This is a genomic window from Streptomyces sp. NPDC036813, from assembly GCF_055609245.1.
Map to the genome: position 1 here is coordinate 36,757 of NZ_JBVJPV010000015.1, position 15,896 is coordinate 52,652.

Here is a 15,896-nt window from a genome sequence, read left to right on the forward strand (position 1 = left end):
ACCTGCAGCCCCTGCCTGGGCGGCCCACCGCCGGGCCGGCGTGCGGACCGGTTCGCGGCGCGCGTTCGTGCCGGGGACGCCGGGGACGAGGAGCACGCCACTGGAGGCCCCGGGGAGGCGCCGCAGGGGGTCGACGGCGCCCCGCCGTCATCCCTCCGCGCGTCGCCCCGCCGTCAGATGCGTCCCCCGCCTCGTGCGTCCGCGCCTCCGCGCGGCGCCACCGAGGCCGGGGACGGGGCGCGTCGCCCCGTCACCGCACCGGGGCCGCCGACGCGCGCCTCACGTGCGGGAGACGTTCCGCTCGTAGACCATCCGCAGGCCGATCAGCGTCAGCCACGGCTCGTGCTCGTCGATGACCGAGGACTCGCCGAGGACCATCGGGGCCAGGCCGCCCGTAGCGATGACCGTGACGTCCTCGGGGTCGTCGGCGAGTTCGCGGGCCATGCGGCTGACGACGCCGTCGACCTGGCCGGCGAAGCCGTACACGATGCCGGCCTGCATGGCCTCGACCGTGTTCTTGCCGATGACGCTGCGGGGGCGGGCGACCTCGATCTTGCGGAGCATCGCGGCCCGCACGCCGAGCGCCTCGACGGAGATCTCGATGCCGGGCGCGATGACCCCACCGACGTACTCCCCGCGCGCGGAGACCGCGTCGAACGTGGTCGCCGTGCCGAAGTCGACGACGATCGCCGGGCCGCCGTACAGCTCGTTCGCCGCGACCGCGTTGATGATGCGGTCGGCGCCGACCTCCTTGGGGTTGTCGAAGAGGATCGGCACGCCCGTCTTCACGCCCGGCTCGACCAGCACGGCAGGCACGTCGCCGTAGTAGCGCCGGGTCACCTCGCGCAGCTCGTGCAGCACCGACGGGACGGTCGCGCAGATGGCGATGCCGTCGATGCCGTCGCCCAGGCCGTCGCCGAGCAGCGGGTGCATGCCCATCAGGCCCTGAAGGAGGACGGCCAGTTCGTCGGCGGTGCGGCGGGCGTCGGTGGAGATGCGCCAGTGCTCGACGATCTCCTCGCCGTCGAACAGCCCGAGGACGGTGTGCGTGTTGCCTACGTCGATCGTCAGCAGCATGGCCGGTCCCTACTCCGCCTCGCGCAGGTCCAGGCCGATGTCGAGGATCGGCGAGGAGTGGGTGAGGGCGCCCACGGCGAGGAAGTCCACGCCGGTCTCGGCGTACGCGCGCGCGGTGTCGCGCGTCAGCCGGCCCGACGCCTCCAGCAGCGCCCGCCCGCCGACGATCCCGACGGCCTCGGCGCACTCGGCCGGGGTGAAGTTGTCCAGCAGGATCAGGTCGGCGCCGGCCTCCACGACTTCGCGCAGCTGGTGCAGCGTGTCGACCTCGACCTCGATCGGCACGTCCGGGAACGCCTCGCGTACGGCCTTGAAGGCCTGGGCGACGCCGCCCGCGGCGACGACGTGGTTGTCCTTGACCAGGGCAGCGTCGGACAGCGACATGCGGTGGTTGACGCCGCCGCCGCAGCGCACCGCGAACTTCTCCAGCGAACGCAGGCCCGGCGTCGTCTTGCGCGTGTCACGCACGCGTGTCTTCGTGCCGTCCAGCACGTCGGCCCACGCGCGCGTGGCGGTGGCGATGCCGGACAGGCGGCACAGGATGTTCAGGGCGCTGCGCTCGGCGGTGAGCAGGTCACGCGTGCGCGAGGTGACCGACAGCAGCTTCTGCCCGGCCTCGACGCGGTCGCCGTCCTCGACGTGACGCTCGACCTCGAACTCGTCGGTGCACACCACCGAGAGCACCGCCTCGGCGACCCGCAGGCCCGCGACGACGCCCGCCTCACGCGCGGTGAAGTCGGCCGTGGCGACGGCGTCCTCGGGGATGGTCGCGACGGTCGTCACGTCCACGCCGCCGTCCAGGTCCTCCTGGATGGCGACGTTGGCGATGTCCTCGACCTCGACCGGGTCGAGCCCGGCCTCGGCCAGGAGCTCGGCGAGCGCGGGGTCGAGGCCGCACTCCAGGTAGTCCTCGTCGGTGTCAGCGCCACAGGCGCAGCCGTCGCCGCAGCCGCCGTCGGAGGCGAGGGGAAGGTCCTGATCGGTCACGTGGGTCACTGCTCCTGGGAGGGCCGGGCCGCAGGGGCCTCGGGGCGGGTCGGGGGGAAGTCGGCGGTGTCGGTGGTACGCACGGCCAGGGTGCAGTCCGGGTTCAGCCGTACGACGATGTGGCGGCGCCAGTGGGTGTCGTCGCGCTCGGTGTGGTCCTCGCGCCAGTGGCCGCCGCGGGTCTCCTCGCGCTGCTGGGCGGCGGCGACCAGGACACGGGCCACGCACAGGAGGTTGGTGGCCTCCCAGGTGTCGACGCCGGGCTCGGCGGTCTTGCCGTTCTCCTCCAGCGCGTCACTGGCCTCGTCGTGCAGCCGCTGCAGTTGGCCGGCGGCCCTGGCGAGGGAGTCGGCGGAGCGCATCACTCCGGCGCCCTCGGTCATGATCCGCTGGATCGCGAACCGGCTCTCGGGGGCGAGCAGCGGGTGCGCGGGCTGGTCCGGCTGGGGCACGGGCTCGGGCACGCGCACGTGCGGGCCGTCCTCGGCGCTGCGTACGGCGATGTCGGCGGCGATCCGCTCGGCGTAGACCAGGCCCTCCAGCAGGGAGTTGGAGGCGAGCCGGTTCGCGCCGTGCACGCCGGTGCAGGCGACCTCACCGCACGCGTACAGGCCGGGCACTGTGGTGCGGCCGTGAGAGTCGGTGCGCACGCCGCCGGAGGCGTGGTGGGCGGCCGGGGCGATCGGGATCGGCTCGTGGACGGGGTCGATGCCGTGCGCGCGGCACGCGGCGAGGATGGTCGGGAAGCGCTGCTCCCACATCTCGGCGCCGAAGTGCCGGGCGTCGAGGAACATGTGCTCGGCGTCCTGCTCCAGCATGCGGCGCAGGATGCCCTTGGCGACGATGTCGCGCGGGGCGAGCTCGGCCAGTTCGTGCTGCCCGATCATGAAGCGCACGCCGTCGGCGTCGACCAGGTGGGCGCCCTCGCCGCGCACCGCCTCGGAGACCAGCGGCTGCTGACCCTCCGCATCGGCGCCGAGGAACAGCACGGTCGGGTGGAACTGCATGAACTCCAGGTCGGAGACCTCCGCGCCCGCGCGCAGGGCGAGCGCCACACCGTCGCCCGTGGACACCGGCGGGTTGGTGGTCGCGGAGAACACCTGGCCCATGCCGCCGGTGGCGAGGACGACCGCGGGGGCGTGCACGGCGCCCACGCCGTCGTGCTGGCCCTCGCCCATCACGTGCAGGGTGACGCCCGCGGTGCGGCCGTCGGCGTCGGTGAGCAGGTCGAGGACGAGCGCGTTCTCGATGGTGCGCATCCCACGCGCGCGTACGGCCTCGACGAGTGCCCGGGAGACCTCCGCGCCGGTCGCGTCGCCACCGGCGTGGGCGATACGGCGCCGGTGGTGGCCGCCCTCGCGGGTGAGCTGGAGGTCGCCTTCGTCGGACTCGTCGAAGTGGGCGCCGGTCGCGATGAGCCGCCGTACGGCGTCGGGGCCCTCGGTGACCAGGACGCGCACGGCTTCCTCGTCGCACAGGCCGGCACCGGCGACGAGGGTGTCCTCGAGGTGCTGTTCGGGGGTGTCGCCCTCGCCGAGGGCGGCGGCGATGCCGCCCTGCGCCCAGCGGGTGGAGCCGTCGTCGAGGCGGGCCTTGGTGACGACGACGGTGTTCAGGCCGGCGGCCTCGCAGCGCAGGGCCGCGGTCAGGCCGGCGACGCCGGAACCGACGACCACCACGTCCGCGGCGATGGACCACCCGGGGGCGGGCGCGTTCAGTCGTATGCCTGTGCTGGTCACGAGGCGGCTCCGAAGGTGAGAGGAAGGTTGTCGATCAGCCGGGTCGCGCCGACCCGGGCGGCGACGGCGAGGACGGCCTCGCCGGTGAAGTCGTCCTCGATCTCGGTGAAGTCGGACGGGTCGACGAGCGCGAGGTAGTCCAGTTCGAGCGGCGGGTCCAGGCGGGCGGCCTCGTCGAGGACGGCCCGCGCGGCGGCGCGTACGGCGGCCGGGCCGCCGGGGGCGACGGTGGCCACGGCGTGCGCGTCGGCGGCGGCGCGGGACTCGCCGAGGGCGCTGAGGGCTTCGGCACGCGCGTGCGTGGCGGGCACCTCACGCGCGCGTGCGCGCAGCGCCTCCTGGGCGGCGTGCCGGTCGCGGCCGGCGAACAGCGCGCGGGACAGCGCGAGCGCGGTGCGCCGCTCCTGCGGGGAGAGGTAGCGGTTGCGGCTGGACAGGGCGAGCCCGTCGTCCTCGCGGACGGTGGGCACGCCGACGATCTCGACGCCGAAGTTCAGGTCGCGCACCATGCGCCGGATCAGGGCGAGCTGCTGGGCGTCCTTCTGGCCGTACAGGGCGACGTCGGGGCGGGTGAGGTGCAGCAGCTTGGCGACGACGGTGAGCATGCCGTCGAAGTGGCCGGGGCGCGAGGAGCCCTCCAGCCGCTCCCCCATGGGGCCGGCGCTGACGCGGACCTGCGGCTCGCCGCCCGGGTAGACCTCTTCCACGGCCGGCGCGAAGACGGCGTCCGCGCCGGCCTGCCCGGCGATCTCGAGGTCGGCGTCCAGGGTGCGCGGGTAGCGGTCGAGGTCCTCGCCCTTGCCGAACTGCAGGGGGTTGACGAAGACGGTGACGACGACCTCGCCGTCGGCGCCGGCGATCCCGCGCGCGGTGCGGATGAGCGTGGCGTGGCCCTCGTGCAGGGCGCCCATGGTCATCACGACGGCGCGGCGGCCGCCACGCGTGCGTGCGCGGAGTTCGTCGGCGGTGCGCAGCAAGGTGATGGTCATCGGGCGTCCCCTTCGGTGCCGTCGATCCCGTCGGTCCCGGTGGCGAGTACCCCGAGGAGGTCCTGCGCGAGTTCCGGCTTGAGCAGTCCGTGGGCGAGGGCCCGGTCGGCGGTGGCACGGGCCATCGCCAGGTATCCGGCGACGGTCTGCGGCGCGTGCTTGCGCAGCTCTTCGACGTGCGCGGCGACCGTGCCGGCGTCCCCGCGCGCGACGGGGCCGGTCAGGGCGGCGTCGCCGGAGCGCAGGGCGTTGTCGAGGGCGGCGCCCAGCAGCGGGCCGAGCATCCGGTCGGGGGCCTCGACGCCGGCCTCGCGCAGCAGCTCCATGGACTGGGCGACCAGGGTGACCAGGTGGTTGGCGCCGAGGGCGAGCGCCGCGTGGTACAGCGGGCGCATCTCCTCGGCGATCCACTCCGGTTCGCCGCCCATCTCGATCACCAGGGCCTCGGCGGCCAGCCGCAGCTCCTCGGGCGCGGTGACGCCGAACGAGCAGCCGGCCAGGCGCTGCACGTCCACGGGCGTGCCGGTGAACGTCATCGCCGGGTGCAGGGCCAGCGGCAGCGCGCCCGCGCGCAGCGCCGGGTCGAGCACTTTCGCGCCGTACCGCCCGGAGGTGTGCACGAGCAGCTGGCCGGGCCGGACGGCGCCGGTCTCGGCGAGGCCGGCGACGAGGCCGGGCAGGGTGTCGTCGGGGACGGTGAGCAGGACCAGGTCGGCGCGCTGGAGGACCTCGGCGGGCGGGACGAGGGGGACGTCGGGCAGCAGGAGTGCGGCGCGCCGGCGGGAGGCGTCTGAGACCCCGGAGACGGCGACCGGACGGTGCCCGGCGAACTGGAGGGAGGCGGCGAGCGCGGGGCCCACGCGCCCGGCGCCGACGACGCCGACGGTGAGCCGCGCGGGGCGGTCCCTGGGATCTGGCTGTTGGCTTGTACTCACGCGACGGGGGCCTTCCGTTCCAGTCCGCTCCGGGTACCGGACGATTTCTCGTCATGTTAACGCTATCGGGTCGGGAGGCGTCCGTTCGTCCACAGGCTGTGGGTTACGCCACGCCCCGGGCGGATGCCGTGCGGTGGAGGCGGGCGAGGAAATCCGGATGCCCCTCTCATCCGGCGCACGGCATGATCGCCCGCATGAGCGATGTGGCGGAGCAGGACGGACAGCGGGCGGTGGACGACCCGGCCCGGCAGACGGACGAACCGGCGGCCGACGGATGGCGCAAGCAGATGCGCGACCGGCGCCTTGTCGCACACAGGGGCGCGCAACGGGTGCTTTCACGCCCCGGTTATCTGGCCACCCTGCGGGAGCGCCTGGCGTTCCTGGAACGCGCGGCACAGCTGCACGACCTCGACGACCGCCCCGATCAATACGGCGACGGCATCGTCGAGACCCTGGAGGCCCGGGTCGCGGAGCTGCTCGGCACCGAGGCGGCCGCGTTCTTCCCGACCGGGACGATGGCACAGCAGGTCGCCCTGCGCTGCTGGGCGGCCCGCACCGGCGACCCCACCGTCGCCCTGCACGCGCTGGCCCACCCCCAGGTGCACGAGGGCGGGGCGTTCACCGTGGTCAGCGGGTTGCGCACGGTCCCCGTGACGAGTGCGCCGCGGATGCCGACGGCCGAGGAGGTGCGCGCCTTCCCGGAGCCGTTCGGGGCGCTGATGCTGGAGCTTCCCCTGCGTGACGCCGGCTTCCTGCTGCCGTCCTGGGAGGAGCTCACCGAGGTCGTGGAGGCGGCGCGCGAACGCGACGCGGTGGTGCACATCGACGGCGCGCGCCTGTGGGAGGCCACGGCCCACTTCGACCGTCCGCTGACGGAGATCGCCGGCCTGGCCGACAGCGTGTACGTGTCGTTCTACAAGTCTCTCGACGGCTTCGGCGGCGCCGCCCTCGCCGGCCCCGCGACGCTGGTGGACGACGCGAAGACCTGGCGCCACCGGTACGGCGGCATGATCCTCCAGCAGTTCCCGACCGTGCTCACGGCGCTCGCCGGTCTCGAGTGGGAGCTGCCCCGGCTGCCGGAGTACGTGGCGCACGCGCGTGTGGTGGCCGCCGGGCTGCGCGAGGGGTTCGCCGAGTCCGGCCTGCCCTGGGCGCGCGTGCACCCCGAAGTGCCGCACACCCACCAGTTCCAGGTCTGGCTGCCCTACGACCCGCAGGTGCTGTCCGAGGCGGCGGTGCGTCAGGGCGAGGAGACGAAGACGCTGCTCTTCCAGAGCCCGTGGGAGCAGGCGGGGCCGGGTCTGTCCCACACCGAGGTCACGGTGCGCGCCGCCGGCCTGGAGTGGAGCGAGGCCGACGTGCGCGCCGCGGTCGCCGACTTCGTCACGCGCGTGCGGGCGCTCGCCGGCTGACGTCCGCGTGCCGCGACCGCAGCCGCAGCCGCCACCGCAGCCGTCCGCGGGCCGGGCGCCCGGCGAGCACCGCGCGGAACCGGCCGTAGTCGCGCAGCTCGCGCGCCAGCTGCCATTCGTGGGTGCCCGGCGCGGGCGGGGCCGCCTCACCGTGCTGCCGGGCACGGTGGGCGTCGAGGAGGTACTGCTGGGTGATGCTCATGGCGGATCGCCTCTTCGGGACGTGAGGTGCGGGGAGAGGGAGTTCGGGAAGGGTCCGGAAGGCTCCGCGGCTGCCCTGGTGTCCCCAGCCTGCGCCTGGTCCGCCGCGCACGTCCCGCCGATTGACGACTGCCGTCAATCGGCGGGGGCGCTGTCAGTGGTGGGGTGCACGATGGGGACATGAGCGTGCGCATCGACATCACAGGGCTGCGGCCGGAGCAGGTGGCCGTCGTGCCCTCCGCCCTGGCCGAGCTCGGCATGGCGCTGCACGCGCTGTCCGAACCGGGACACCATCCGGGCCTGCAGGGCTGGGTGACCGGGGTGACGGCCCGGCTCGACCCGCATCTGGCCGACCGGATGTGCGAGGCCGACTTCCTGTGGCGGTCGACGTTTTCCGACCTGTTCCAGCCCTTCGCCGGCATCCCGGGCCGCAGCACCCTGCCCGGGGCCACGCTCGCCGAGGACCTCGACCTGCTGGACAAGCTGACGGACGCGCAGTTCGTCGACGCCGCACTGGAGTTCACCTGCACCCCGGCGACCGCCGCACCGCAGGAAGGGATCCTGGACGATCCGGCGGTGCGCTGCCGGGCCCTGGAGGTGGCCGCCTCCCGAGGGCCCCGGCAGGTGCGTTTCACCCGGCGGCTGCTGGACGACCCGCCCAGCGTCCGGGCGTGGCTGCGTCGCTTCCTGGAGGACTGCGAGGAGGCCTTCTTCGCCGACGTCTGGGCGCGACTGCGCCACCAACTGGCCGCCGACGCCCGGCACAAGACGGATCTGCTGCGACGCAGGGGGCTCGCTGAGGCCCTGGCAGCGGTCTCGCCGGCCACGAGCCTCGACGAGGAGCGCGGGCACATCGTCGTGGACAAGCTGGCCCAGGCCCTCACGATCACCGCGGGCGGCGGCCTGCTGCTCGTCCCGACCAGCCTCGGCTGGCCGCATCTGAACGTCCTGCACCGAGCGGGCTGGCAGCCCCTGCTGCACTACCCGGTCGGCTCCCCCGACCTGACCGCCCCCACGTCGGTCGAGGAACTCACCCTGCGAATGACCGCCCTGTCCCACCCGGTGCGCATGCGCATCTGCCGCCACCTGGCCCGCAGCGCGTACACCACGGGGGAACTGGCCCGCGTGCACGACATGTCACCGCCCGAGATATCCCGGCACCTCGGCGTGCTGAAGAAGGCGGGCCTGATCACCACCCGCCGCCGCGGCCGCTACGTCCTGCACCAGCTGGACGTGACGGTGGTGGCCCGGCTCGGCAGCGACTTCCTGGAAGGAATCCTCCGCTAGGGCCTGTCCGGGGGGCCGCCGGAAAGGCGGGCGTCAGTCGAAGCGGATGTGGCGCAGGCCCACCGCCGTCTGGCGCAGCCGTGTCCGCAGCCGGCTCTCGGTGTTCGGCGTCAGCCGCAGGCCGGCCAGGACGGCGATGCGGTCGGCCGTCTTCGGCACCGTGGTGTGGTCGGTCCACAGGTGCTCCGCGAACTCCGGTTCCTGCAGGCGCTCCAGGCAGTGGTCGAGCTGCTGAACCGCCCAGCTCTCGCGGCCCAGCCCGGCGTTCTTCCCGCCGGCGAACGACAGGAGGTGCCCGAAGCCGCGCTCCCGAAGCCGCTTCAGTACGGTCTCCCGCTCGGCGAGCAGGGCGAAGTGCCGTACGTCATGGCCCAGTCCGCGCAGCCGGCCGACCGTTTCGGCGAAGCAGCCGGAGTCGGTGACCGTCATGGGCACGATCACCACACCCTCGTGCTTGGTCAGCGCGAGGTCGAGCACCTCGACGACGCCCTGCCGCCAGGAGGCCAAGTCCTGGAAGTCCCCGCGCAGTTCGGGCGGCAGCATGCGGCGCAGGCCGAACCCGGCGTGCTCGGGGTCGCAGATGACGCTGCCGGGCAGCCGGCGCCGTATCTCATGAGCCGTCTGTGTCTTGCCGCCACCGAAGGGGCCGTTGATCCACAGGAGCATGGCCCGACACCCTACCGGCGCCGCACCACCCGGTCAGCCGTGTCCGCCGGCCCGCACCAGCCCGGTCTCGTACGCCAGGACCACCACCTGCACGCGGTCGCGCAGCCCCAGTTTGGTCAGGATGCGGCCCACGTGGGTCTTCACGGTCGCCTCCGACAGCACCAGCCGGGCGGCGATCTCGCCGTTCGACAGGCCCTGCGCGACGAGCACCATCACCTCGCGCTCCCGCTCGGTGAGCCGCTCCAGCTCCTTGGCCTGCGGCTCCCTGCCCGAGGACGGCAGCATCGGCGCGAACCGGTCCAGCAGCCGGCGCGTGGTGGACGGCGCGACGACCGCGTCACCGCTGTGCACGGCCCGGATCGCGGCGAGCAGGTCGCCGGGCGGCACGTCCTTGAGCATGAAACCGGAAGCGCCCGCCTTGAGCCCGGAGAAGGCGTACTCGTCCAGGTCGAAGGTGGTCAGGATGAGCACCTTGGGCGGCTCGGGCTCGGAGCAGATGCGCCGGGTGGTCTCCACGCCGTCCAGCTTCGGCATGCGCACATCCATCAGGACGACGTCGACGGCCGTCGAGCGCAGGACCTGCAGGGCCTCGACGCCGTCACCCGCCTCCGCGACGACCTCCATGTCCGGCTGGGCGGCAAGCACCATCCGGAACCCGGTGCGCAGCAGCACCTGGTCGTCGACGAGCATCACGCGGATCGTCATCGGGCCTCTTCCGTTCGGAGTCACAGGGTCGGTCAGTGGGCCGGTCGAGTCACAGGGCCGGTCAGTGGGCCGGCTTGAGCGGCAGGAGGGCGCTGATGCGGAATCCTCCGCCCGGGCGCGGCCCGGCGTCCAGGGTGCCGCCGACCATGCCGACCCGCTCGCGCATGCCGATCAGGCCGTGGCCCCGGCCGTCGATGCCGCCCTCCTCGTACAGCTCGTGCGGGGCGCCCTTGCCGTCGTCCTCGATGAGCAGGCCGAGCCCGTCGTCGAAGTACACCAGGCGCACGCTGGCGCCCGCGTTCGGCCCGCCGTGCTTGCGGGTGTTGGTGAGCGCTTCCTGCACGATCCGGTACGCGGTCAGCTCGACGCCGCTGGGCAGCGGGCGCGGCGTGCCCTCGACGCGGAAGTCGACGGGCAGTCCGGAGCCCCGGCACTGCTCGACCAGGTCCTCGATCTGATCCACATCGGGCTGCGGGACGTACTCGCCGCCCTCCTGGTGCTCGCCGGTGCGCAGCACGCCGAGCAGGCGGCGCATCTCGGCGAGGGCCTGCCGGCCGGTGGAGGAGATCGTCTCCAGGGCCTTCTTCGCCTGGTCGGGGGCCGCGTCCAGCACATAGGCGGCGCCGTCGGCCTGGACGACCATCACGGACACGTTGTGCGCGACCACGTCGTGCAGCTCGCGCGCGATCCGGGCGCGCTCGGCGGCCACCGCGACCTTCGCCTGCGCCTCACGCTCCTTCTCCAGCCGGGCGGCGCGCTCCTCCAGCTGGGCGTAGTAGGCGCGGCGGGTGCGTATCGAGTCGCCCAGCACCCAGGCCAGGGCGAACGGCACGGTCTGGAAGACCACGATCGCCACGTGGCCCGCCAGGCCCGTGCCGTTGCCGGGCCAGCGCAGCTGCGCCATGGTGGCCGCGCCCAGGCCCATGACCAGCGCGAGCCGGGAGGCCCAGCGGGCGCCGGTCGCGGCGACCGTGTAGGTGATCACCAGCATCGCGAAGTCCGCGGTCATCGTGTCGACGTCCAGCGCGAGCTGCGCCAGGCCGAGTGCGATGGCCAGCAGCAGCATCTTCTCCGGCATGCGCCGCCGCAGCGCGACCACCAGGCACAGCAGCAGCACCACCGGCACCATCAGCGCGGGCGCGTCGGTGCCCCGGTTCGCCTGACCGGCCCCCGCGGCCATCAGCGAGAGCCCGCACAGGACGAGCGCCCAGAAGGCGTCGACCCCGGTCGGGTGTCTGCGGAGGAAGTCGTAGAGGCGCTGCACGTAACCCAGCGTAGGCAAGCGGGATAGGTGCAGGGGTCAACCGGAGGGTCGATCCCCGCCCGGCGAGCGTACTCCCCAAGGTGGAGGCCGCGATCACCTGTACGCCTAGTCTGTGCGGGTGGGCGAGGAGACGACGGACCGCGCGGGCGGCGGGAACGGCTGGCGCGGCTGGCGGGCGGCGACCGAGGACGCGCTGTACGGCGCGCGCGGTTTCTACCGGCGGCCGGAGGGGCCGGCCGGGCACTTCCGTACGTCGGTGCATGCCTCCCCGCTGTTCGCACGGGCCGTGGCGGCGCTGCTGGTCCGGGTGGACGAGGCCCTGGGCCGGCCCGCCGTGCTGGACTTCGTGGACATGGCGGCGGGGCGCGGGGAGCTGGCCGCCGGGGTGCTGGGCGCGCTGCCCGCCGAGGTGGCCGCACGCACGCGCGTGTGCGCCGTCGAGATCGCCGCCCGTCCCGCCGGGCTCGATCACCGCATCGAGTGGCTCACCGAGCCGCCGCGGGAGATCACCGGGCTGCTGTTCGCCAACGAGTGGCTGGACAACGTGCCCGTCGAGGTCGCCGAGGTGGACGCGTCGGGCACCGCCCGGCTGGTGCTGGTCCGGCGCGACGGCACCGAGCGGCTCGGCGAGCCCGTGTCGGGCGCGGACGCCGCGTGGCTGGCGCGCTGGTGGCCGCTGGCCGGGGAGCCTGGGCTGCGCGCGGAGATCGGGCGGCCGCGCGACGAGGCATGGTCGTCGGCGGTCGGCCGGGTCGCGCGGGGGCTCGCGGTGGCCGTGGACTACGCGCACACGACGGCGACGCGCCCGCCGTTCGGCACGCTGACGGGCTTCAGCAAGGGGCGCGAGACGGCGCCCGTACCGGACGGATCGTGCGACATCACGGCGCACGTGGCCCTGGACGCGTGCGCCTTGCCCGGCGGGCGGACCCTGACCCAGCGCGAGGCACTGCGCGCCCTCGGCATCACCGGCGTACGCCCCCCGCTGACGCTCGCCTCCACGGACCCCGCCGCGTATGTGCGCGCCCTCGCGAGCGCCGGTGAGGCCGCCGAGCTGACCGCGCCGGGCGGCCTCGGCGACTTCGGCTGGCTGCTCCAGCCGGTGGGCGTCCCCGACCCGCTCACCGCCGTGTGACCTGCCGGGCGGTGTCCGCGGGCACGAAGCGATGTCCGCGGGAACCCGTGGGGCGGCGTCCGCGGGAACCCGTGCGGCGTCCGCGGGAACCCGTGGGGCGCGTCCGCGGGAACCGTGCGGCGTCCGCCGGAGGACCTGCCTGCCGGAGGACCTATTTGTCGATGTCGCCGACCACGAAGAACATCGACCCCAGGATCGCCACCATGTCCGCGACCAGCGTCCCCGGCAGCAGCTCGGTCAGCGCCTGGATGTTGTTGTACGACGCCGAGCGCAGCTTCAGCCGGTACGGCGTCTTCTCGCCCTTGCTGACCAGGTAGTAGCCGTTGATGCCGAGTGGGTTCTCGGTCCACGCATACGTGTGGCCCTCGGGTGCCTTCAGAACCTTCGGCAGCCGCTGGTTGATCGGCCCCGGCGGCAGCTCGGCGAGCCGGTCGAGACAGGCGTCGGCCAGGTCGAGCGCGTTGTGCGTCTGCTCCAGCAGGCACTCGAAGCGGGCCAGGCAGTCGCCCTCGGTCCGGGTGACCACCTTCAGCGTGTCCTGCAGCTCCCCGTAGGCCAGGTACGGCTCGTCGCGGCGCAGGTCGAAGTCGACGCCGGAGCCGCGCGCGATGGGGCCGCTCACGCCGTACGCATGCACCGTCTCGGGCGCGAGCGTGCCCACGTCCCGGGTGCGTCCGCGGAAGATCTCGTTGCCGAGGACGAGGTCGTCGAAGACGTCCATACGGGAGCGCACGGCGGCCACGGCCTCACGCGCGCGTGTGCTCCAGCCGGCCGGCAGGTCCTCCTTGAGGCCGCCGACGCGGTTGAACATGTAGTGCATGCGCCCGCCGGAGACCTCCTCCATGACGTTCTGCAGCACCTCGCGCTCGCGGAACGCGTAGAAGACCGGCGTGATCCCGCCCAGCTCCAGCGGGTAGGAGCCGAGGAACATCAGGTGGTTGAGCACCCGGTTCAGCTCCGCGAGCAGCGTGCGCGTCCACACCGCGCGCTCGGGCACCTCCATGCCGAGCATCCGCTCGACGGCGAGCACCACGCCCAGCTCGTTGGAGAACGCCGACAGCCAGTCGTGGCGGTTGGCGAGCACGATGATCTGGCGGTAGTCGCGCGCCTCGAAGAGCTTCTCCGCGCCGCGGTGCATATAGCCGATCACCGGCTCCGCGCGCATGATGCGCTCACCGTCCAGCACGAGCTTCAGCCGCAGCACGCCGTGCGTGGACGGGTGCTGAGGCCCGATGTTGAGCACCATGTCGGTGCTCTCCGCGGCGCCGCCGATCCCGACCATGGTCTCCGTCGTAGGAGTCATGGACACAGTCTCCCCTACGTACGCTGGCCGCATGGAGACGGGGAGCCCGCACGACCGGCGGGATGCGGCGGACACGGCGACGGACACGGGGACGGACACGGGGACGGCGGTGCAGGGGGCGGAGCCGGTGTGGACCGGGCTGCCGCCGGGGCTGCTGCGGATGCGGCGGCTGCTGCTGGTGGTGTGGCTGGGGGTGATCGCCCTGGCCGGCGGGCTGCTGCTCGGGCTGCTCGTCGGGCCGGCGTGGGCGGCCTTCGCGGTGCTGCCTCTGGCGGCGGCGGCGTGGGGCTGGGTGCTGCTCGGCCGCAACTGGCGGTCCTGGCGGTACGCCGAGCGCGCCGACGACCTGCTGATCAGCCGGGGTGTGCTGTGGCGCGAGGAGACCGTCGTGCCGTACGGGCGGATGCAGCTGGTGGAGGTCACCTCCGGGCCCGTCGAGCGGTACTTCGGACTGGCCAGCGTGCAGCTGCACACGGCGGCCGCGGCGACCGACGCGACCATCCCCGGCCTGGACCCGGCCGAGGCGGAACGGCTGCGCGACCGGCTCACCGAGCTGGGCGAGGCCCGATCGGCGGGACTGTGACGGCGCGCGGGGCCGCCGGCGGTGCGGGCGCGGCGCCGGCCGTCGTCGAGCGTCGGCTGCATCCGGTGACACCGCTGCGGCGGGCGTGGGCGCCGATCGCGGTGATCGTGGGCTGGGCCGTGCACGACCCCGACCAGGCGCAGCGGCAGCTGACCCGGCTGACGACCACGACGCTGCTGCTCGCGCTCGCCGTGGTCGTCCCGGCGGCCGCCCTGTACGGCTTTCTGACCTGGTGGTTCACGCACTACGCGGTGACCGACACGGAGCTGCGCATCCGCACCGGGCTGATGTTCCGCCGGAGCGCGCACATCCGGCTGGAACGCATCCAGGCGATCGACGTCACGCAGCCGCTGCTCGCGCGGATCGCGGGGGTGGCGAAGCTGCGGCTCGACGTGGTCGGCGCGGAGAAGAAGGACGAGCTGGCGTTCCTCGGTGAGCGTGAGGCGCGCGCACTTCGCGCGGAACTGCTCGCGCGCGCCGCCGGGTTCGCGCCCGAGACGGCGCACGAGGTCGGGGAGGCGCCGGCGCGCGAAGTGCTGCGCGTGCCGCCGCGGGTGCTCGCGCTGTCCCTGGCGCTGACGGGTGCCACATGGGGTTCGCTGGTCGCCGCGCTCGTCGTCCCGCCGGTGCTGTGGCTGGTCACCCACAGCCTGTGGACGGTCCTCGCGACCGCGACGCCGCTGCTCGGCACGGCCGGGGCGAGCAGCGTGGGGCGGTTCGTCGCGGAGTACGACTGGACGGTCGGCGAGTCCCCGGACGGGCTGCGCATCGACCGGGGGCTGCTGGACCGCAGCCACGAGACGGTGCCGCCGGGGCGGGTGCAGACGGTGCGGATCGTGCAGCCGCTGCTGTGGCGCCGGCGGGGATGGGTGCGGGTGGAGCTGGACGTGGCCGGGTCGTCCAACTCCGTGCTGGTGCCGGTCGCTCCGCGGGAGGTCGCCGAGGCGGTCGTCGCGCGCGTGCTGCCGGGGGTGGTCGTGCCGGCGATGTCGTCGCTGTCGCGGCCTTCACGGCGGGCCGGGTTCTGCGTGCCGGTGTGGTGGCGGGGGTACGGGCTCGCGGTCAGCGGGGAGGTGTTCGCCGCGCGGCACGGGTTGCTGCGGCGGCGTCTCGCGCTCGTGCCGCACGCCAAGGTGCAGAGCGTGCGGGTCACTCAGGGGCCGTGGGAGCGGCTGTGGGGGCTGGCCGACGTGCATGTGGACACGGGGGCCGGCAAGACGGTCACGGCGCGGTTGCGGGGTGCGGGGGAGGCGGCGGAGTTGCTGCGGGGGCAGGCGGAGCGGTCCCGGACGGGGCGTCGCGCTGCGCGGGCGGATCGCTGGATGACGTGAGCCTGCGGCGCGGGTGCGGGTGCCTGCGGCGCCTGTGCGGGTTTCGCCTGCGGCGGCCTGGGCGGGTTTCGTTGTGGCTGGTCGCGCCGTTCCCCGCGCCCCTTGGGTGCCTGCGGCGGCCCGTTGCGGTGCGTGGTGGGCTGGTGTCGCGCCTGCGGTGCGTTGTGGGGCGGGGGCGGGGGGGGGGGGGGGGGGGGGGGGGGGGGGGGGGGGGGGGGGGGCGGGGGGGGGGGGGGGGGGGGGGGGGGGGGCCGCGGGGCGGGCGCCCCCCCCCCCCCCCCCCCC

At 74.2% G+C, this 15,896-nt stretch carries 15 protein-coding genes; 5 read left to right on the forward strand and 10 right to left on the reverse strand.

The window, feature by feature from the left end:
• Positions 1-279 precede the first annotated feature (279 nt).
• The 5 genes from ACZ67Q_RS28245 to ACZ67Q_RS28265 are packed head-to-tail and all read right to left on the reverse strand — an operon-like array spanning position 280 to position 5,727.
• Positions 280-1,077 (reverse strand): type III pantothenate kinase, encoded by a 798-nt coding sequence (locus ACZ67Q_RS28245; RefSeq protein ID WP_361633742.1) that lies wholly within the window; start codon positions 1,075-1,077, stop codon positions 280-282.
• Between the two features lie 9 nt (positions 1,078-1,086).
• A complete protein-coding gene (gene nadC, locus ACZ67Q_RS28250; protein ID WP_471187631.1) occupies positions 1,087-2,064 on the reverse strand; it encodes a carboxylating nicotinate-nucleotide diphosphorylase in 978 nt (325 codons plus the stop codon).
• Positions 2,065-2,069: 5 nt separating this feature from the next.
• Positions 2,070-3,803 (reverse strand): L-aspartate oxidase, encoded by a 1,734-nt coding sequence (locus tag ACZ67Q_RS28255; protein WP_471187633.1) that lies wholly within the window; start codon positions 3,801-3,803, stop codon positions 2,070-2,072.
• Complete coding sequence (gene panC, locus ACZ67Q_RS28260; RefSeq protein ID WP_471187636.1) at positions 3,800-4,792, reverse strand: pantoate--beta-alanine ligase; 993 nt, start codon at positions 4,790-4,792, stop codon at positions 3,800-3,802. Before panC ends, ACZ67Q_RS28255 begins: the two co-directional genes overlap by 4 nt.
• Positions 4,789-5,727: a Rossmann-like and DUF2520 domain-containing protein gene (locus tag ACZ67Q_RS28265; protein ID WP_471187639.1), complete on the reverse strand. Its 939-nt coding sequence runs from the start codon at positions 5,725-5,727 to the stop codon at positions 4,789-4,791. Before ACZ67Q_RS28265 ends, panC begins: the two co-directional genes overlap by 4 nt.
• 194 nt (positions 5,728-5,921) lie before the next feature.
• On the opposite strand from ACZ67Q_RS28265, the gene ACZ67Q_RS28270 reads away from it, so the two are divergent.
• Complete coding sequence (locus ACZ67Q_RS28270; RefSeq protein WP_471187642.1) at positions 5,922-7,139, forward strand: threonine aldolase family protein; 1,218 nt, start codon at positions 5,922-5,924, stop codon at positions 7,137-7,139.
• Here the strand turns inward: ACZ67Q_RS28270 and ACZ67Q_RS28275 are convergent.
• Entirely contained in the window at positions 7,111-7,341 is a 231-nt protein-coding gene (locus ACZ67Q_RS28275; RefSeq protein WP_471187645.1) for a hypothetical protein, read from the reverse strand. The genes ACZ67Q_RS28270 and ACZ67Q_RS28275 overlap by 29 nt on opposite strands.
• 179 nt (positions 7,342-7,520) lie before the next feature.
• Here ACZ67Q_RS28275 and ACZ67Q_RS28280 point away from each other — a divergent pair, with 179 nt between their 5' ends.
• Positions 7,521-8,627: a DUF5937 family protein gene (locus tag ACZ67Q_RS28280; protein ID WP_471187648.1), complete on the forward strand. Its 1,107-nt coding sequence runs from the start codon at positions 7,521-7,523 to the stop codon at positions 8,625-8,627.
• A 33-nt stretch (positions 8,628-8,660) separates the two neighbouring features.
• Here the strand turns inward: ACZ67Q_RS28280 and ACZ67Q_RS28285 are convergent, their stop codons facing one another.
• The 3 genes from ACZ67Q_RS28285 to ACZ67Q_RS28295 all read right to left on the reverse strand — a co-directional run bounded on the left by ACZ67Q_RS28285 (position 8,661) and on the right by ACZ67Q_RS28295 (position 11,262).
• Complete coding sequence (locus tag ACZ67Q_RS28285) at positions 8,661-9,293, reverse strand: AAA family ATPase (RefSeq protein ID WP_471187651.1); 633 nt, start codon at positions 9,291-9,293, stop codon at positions 8,661-8,663.
• Positions 9,294-9,326: 33 nt separating this feature from the next.
• Positions 9,327-9,998 carry a response regulator transcription factor gene (locus ACZ67Q_RS28290; protein WP_361633767.1) on the reverse strand — a complete coding sequence of 224 codons (672 nt, stop codon included), beginning with the start codon at positions 9,996-9,998 and terminating at the stop codon, positions 9,327-9,329.
• Positions 9,999-10,059: 61 nt separating this feature from the next.
• Entirely contained in the window at positions 10,060-11,262 is a 1,203-nt protein-coding gene (locus ACZ67Q_RS28295; RefSeq protein WP_471187653.1) for a sensor histidine kinase, read from the reverse strand.
• A 118-nt stretch (positions 11,263-11,380) separates the two neighbouring features.
• On the opposite strand from ACZ67Q_RS28295, the gene ACZ67Q_RS28300 reads away from it, so the two are divergent.
• Positions 11,381-12,394 (forward strand): SAM-dependent methyltransferase, encoded by a 1,014-nt coding sequence (locus ACZ67Q_RS28300; protein WP_471187655.1) that lies wholly within the window; start codon positions 11,381-11,383, stop codon positions 12,392-12,394.
• A 151-nt stretch (positions 12,395-12,545) separates the two neighbouring features.
• Here ACZ67Q_RS28300 and ACZ67Q_RS28305 read toward each other — a convergent pair whose 3' ends face one another.
• Positions 12,546-13,697 carry an NADH-quinone oxidoreductase subunit D gene (locus ACZ67Q_RS28305; protein WP_471187657.1) on the reverse strand — a complete coding sequence of 384 codons (1,152 nt, stop codon included), beginning with the start codon at positions 13,695-13,697 and terminating at the stop codon, positions 12,546-12,548.
• A 31-nt stretch (positions 13,698-13,728) separates the two neighbouring features.
• On the opposite strand from ACZ67Q_RS28305, the gene ACZ67Q_RS28310 reads away from it, so the two are divergent.
• On the forward strand, positions 13,729-14,280 hold the full coding sequence (locus ACZ67Q_RS28310) for a PH domain-containing protein (RefSeq protein ID WP_471187659.1): 552 nt from the start codon (positions 13,729-13,731) through the stop codon (positions 14,278-14,280).
• Positions 14,277-15,611, forward strand: a complete 1,335-nt coding sequence (locus ACZ67Q_RS28315; protein WP_471187662.1) for a PH domain-containing protein — start codon at positions 14,277-14,279, stop codon at positions 15,609-15,611. Before ACZ67Q_RS28310 ends, ACZ67Q_RS28315 begins: the two co-directional genes overlap by 4 nt.
• Positions 15,612-15,896 lie beyond the last annotated feature (285 nt).

Excerpts from the sequence above, each read along its gene's own strand:
- ACZ67Q_RS28290 (WP_361633767.1), bottom strand. The coding sequence starts at position 9,998 with ATGACGATCCGCGTGATGCTCGTCGACGACCAGGTGCTGCTGCGCACC.
- ACZ67Q_RS28245 (WP_361633742.1), bottom strand. The coding sequence starts at position 1,077 with ATGCTGCTGACGATCGACGTAGGCAACACGCACACCGTCCTCGGGCTG.
- ACZ67Q_RS28280 (WP_471187648.1), top strand. The coding sequence starts at position 7,521 with ATGAGCGTGCGCATCGACATCACAGGGCTGCGGCCGGAGCAGGTGGCC.
- ACZ67Q_RS28275 (WP_471187645.1), bottom strand. The coding sequence starts at position 7,341 with ATGAGCATCACCCAGCAGTACCTCCTCGACGCCCACCGTGCCCGGCAG.
- ACZ67Q_RS28285 (WP_471187651.1), bottom strand. The coding sequence starts at position 9,293 with ATGCTCCTGTGGATCAACGGCCCCTTCGGTGGCGGCAAGACACAGACG.
- ACZ67Q_RS28310 (WP_471187659.1), top strand. The coding sequence starts at position 13,729 with ATGGAGACGGGGAGCCCGCACGACCGGCGGGATGCGGCGGACACGGCG.
- panC (WP_471187636.1), bottom strand. The coding sequence starts at position 4,792 with ATGACCATCACCTTGCTGCGCACCGCCGACGAACTCCGCGCACGCACG.
- ACZ67Q_RS28305 (WP_471187657.1), bottom strand. The coding sequence starts at position 13,697 with ATGACTCCTACGACGGAGACCATGGTCGGGATCGGCGGCGCCGCGGAG.
- ACZ67Q_RS28270 (WP_471187642.1), top strand. The coding sequence starts at position 5,922 with ATGAGCGATGTGGCGGAGCAGGACGGACAGCGGGCGGTGGACGACCCG.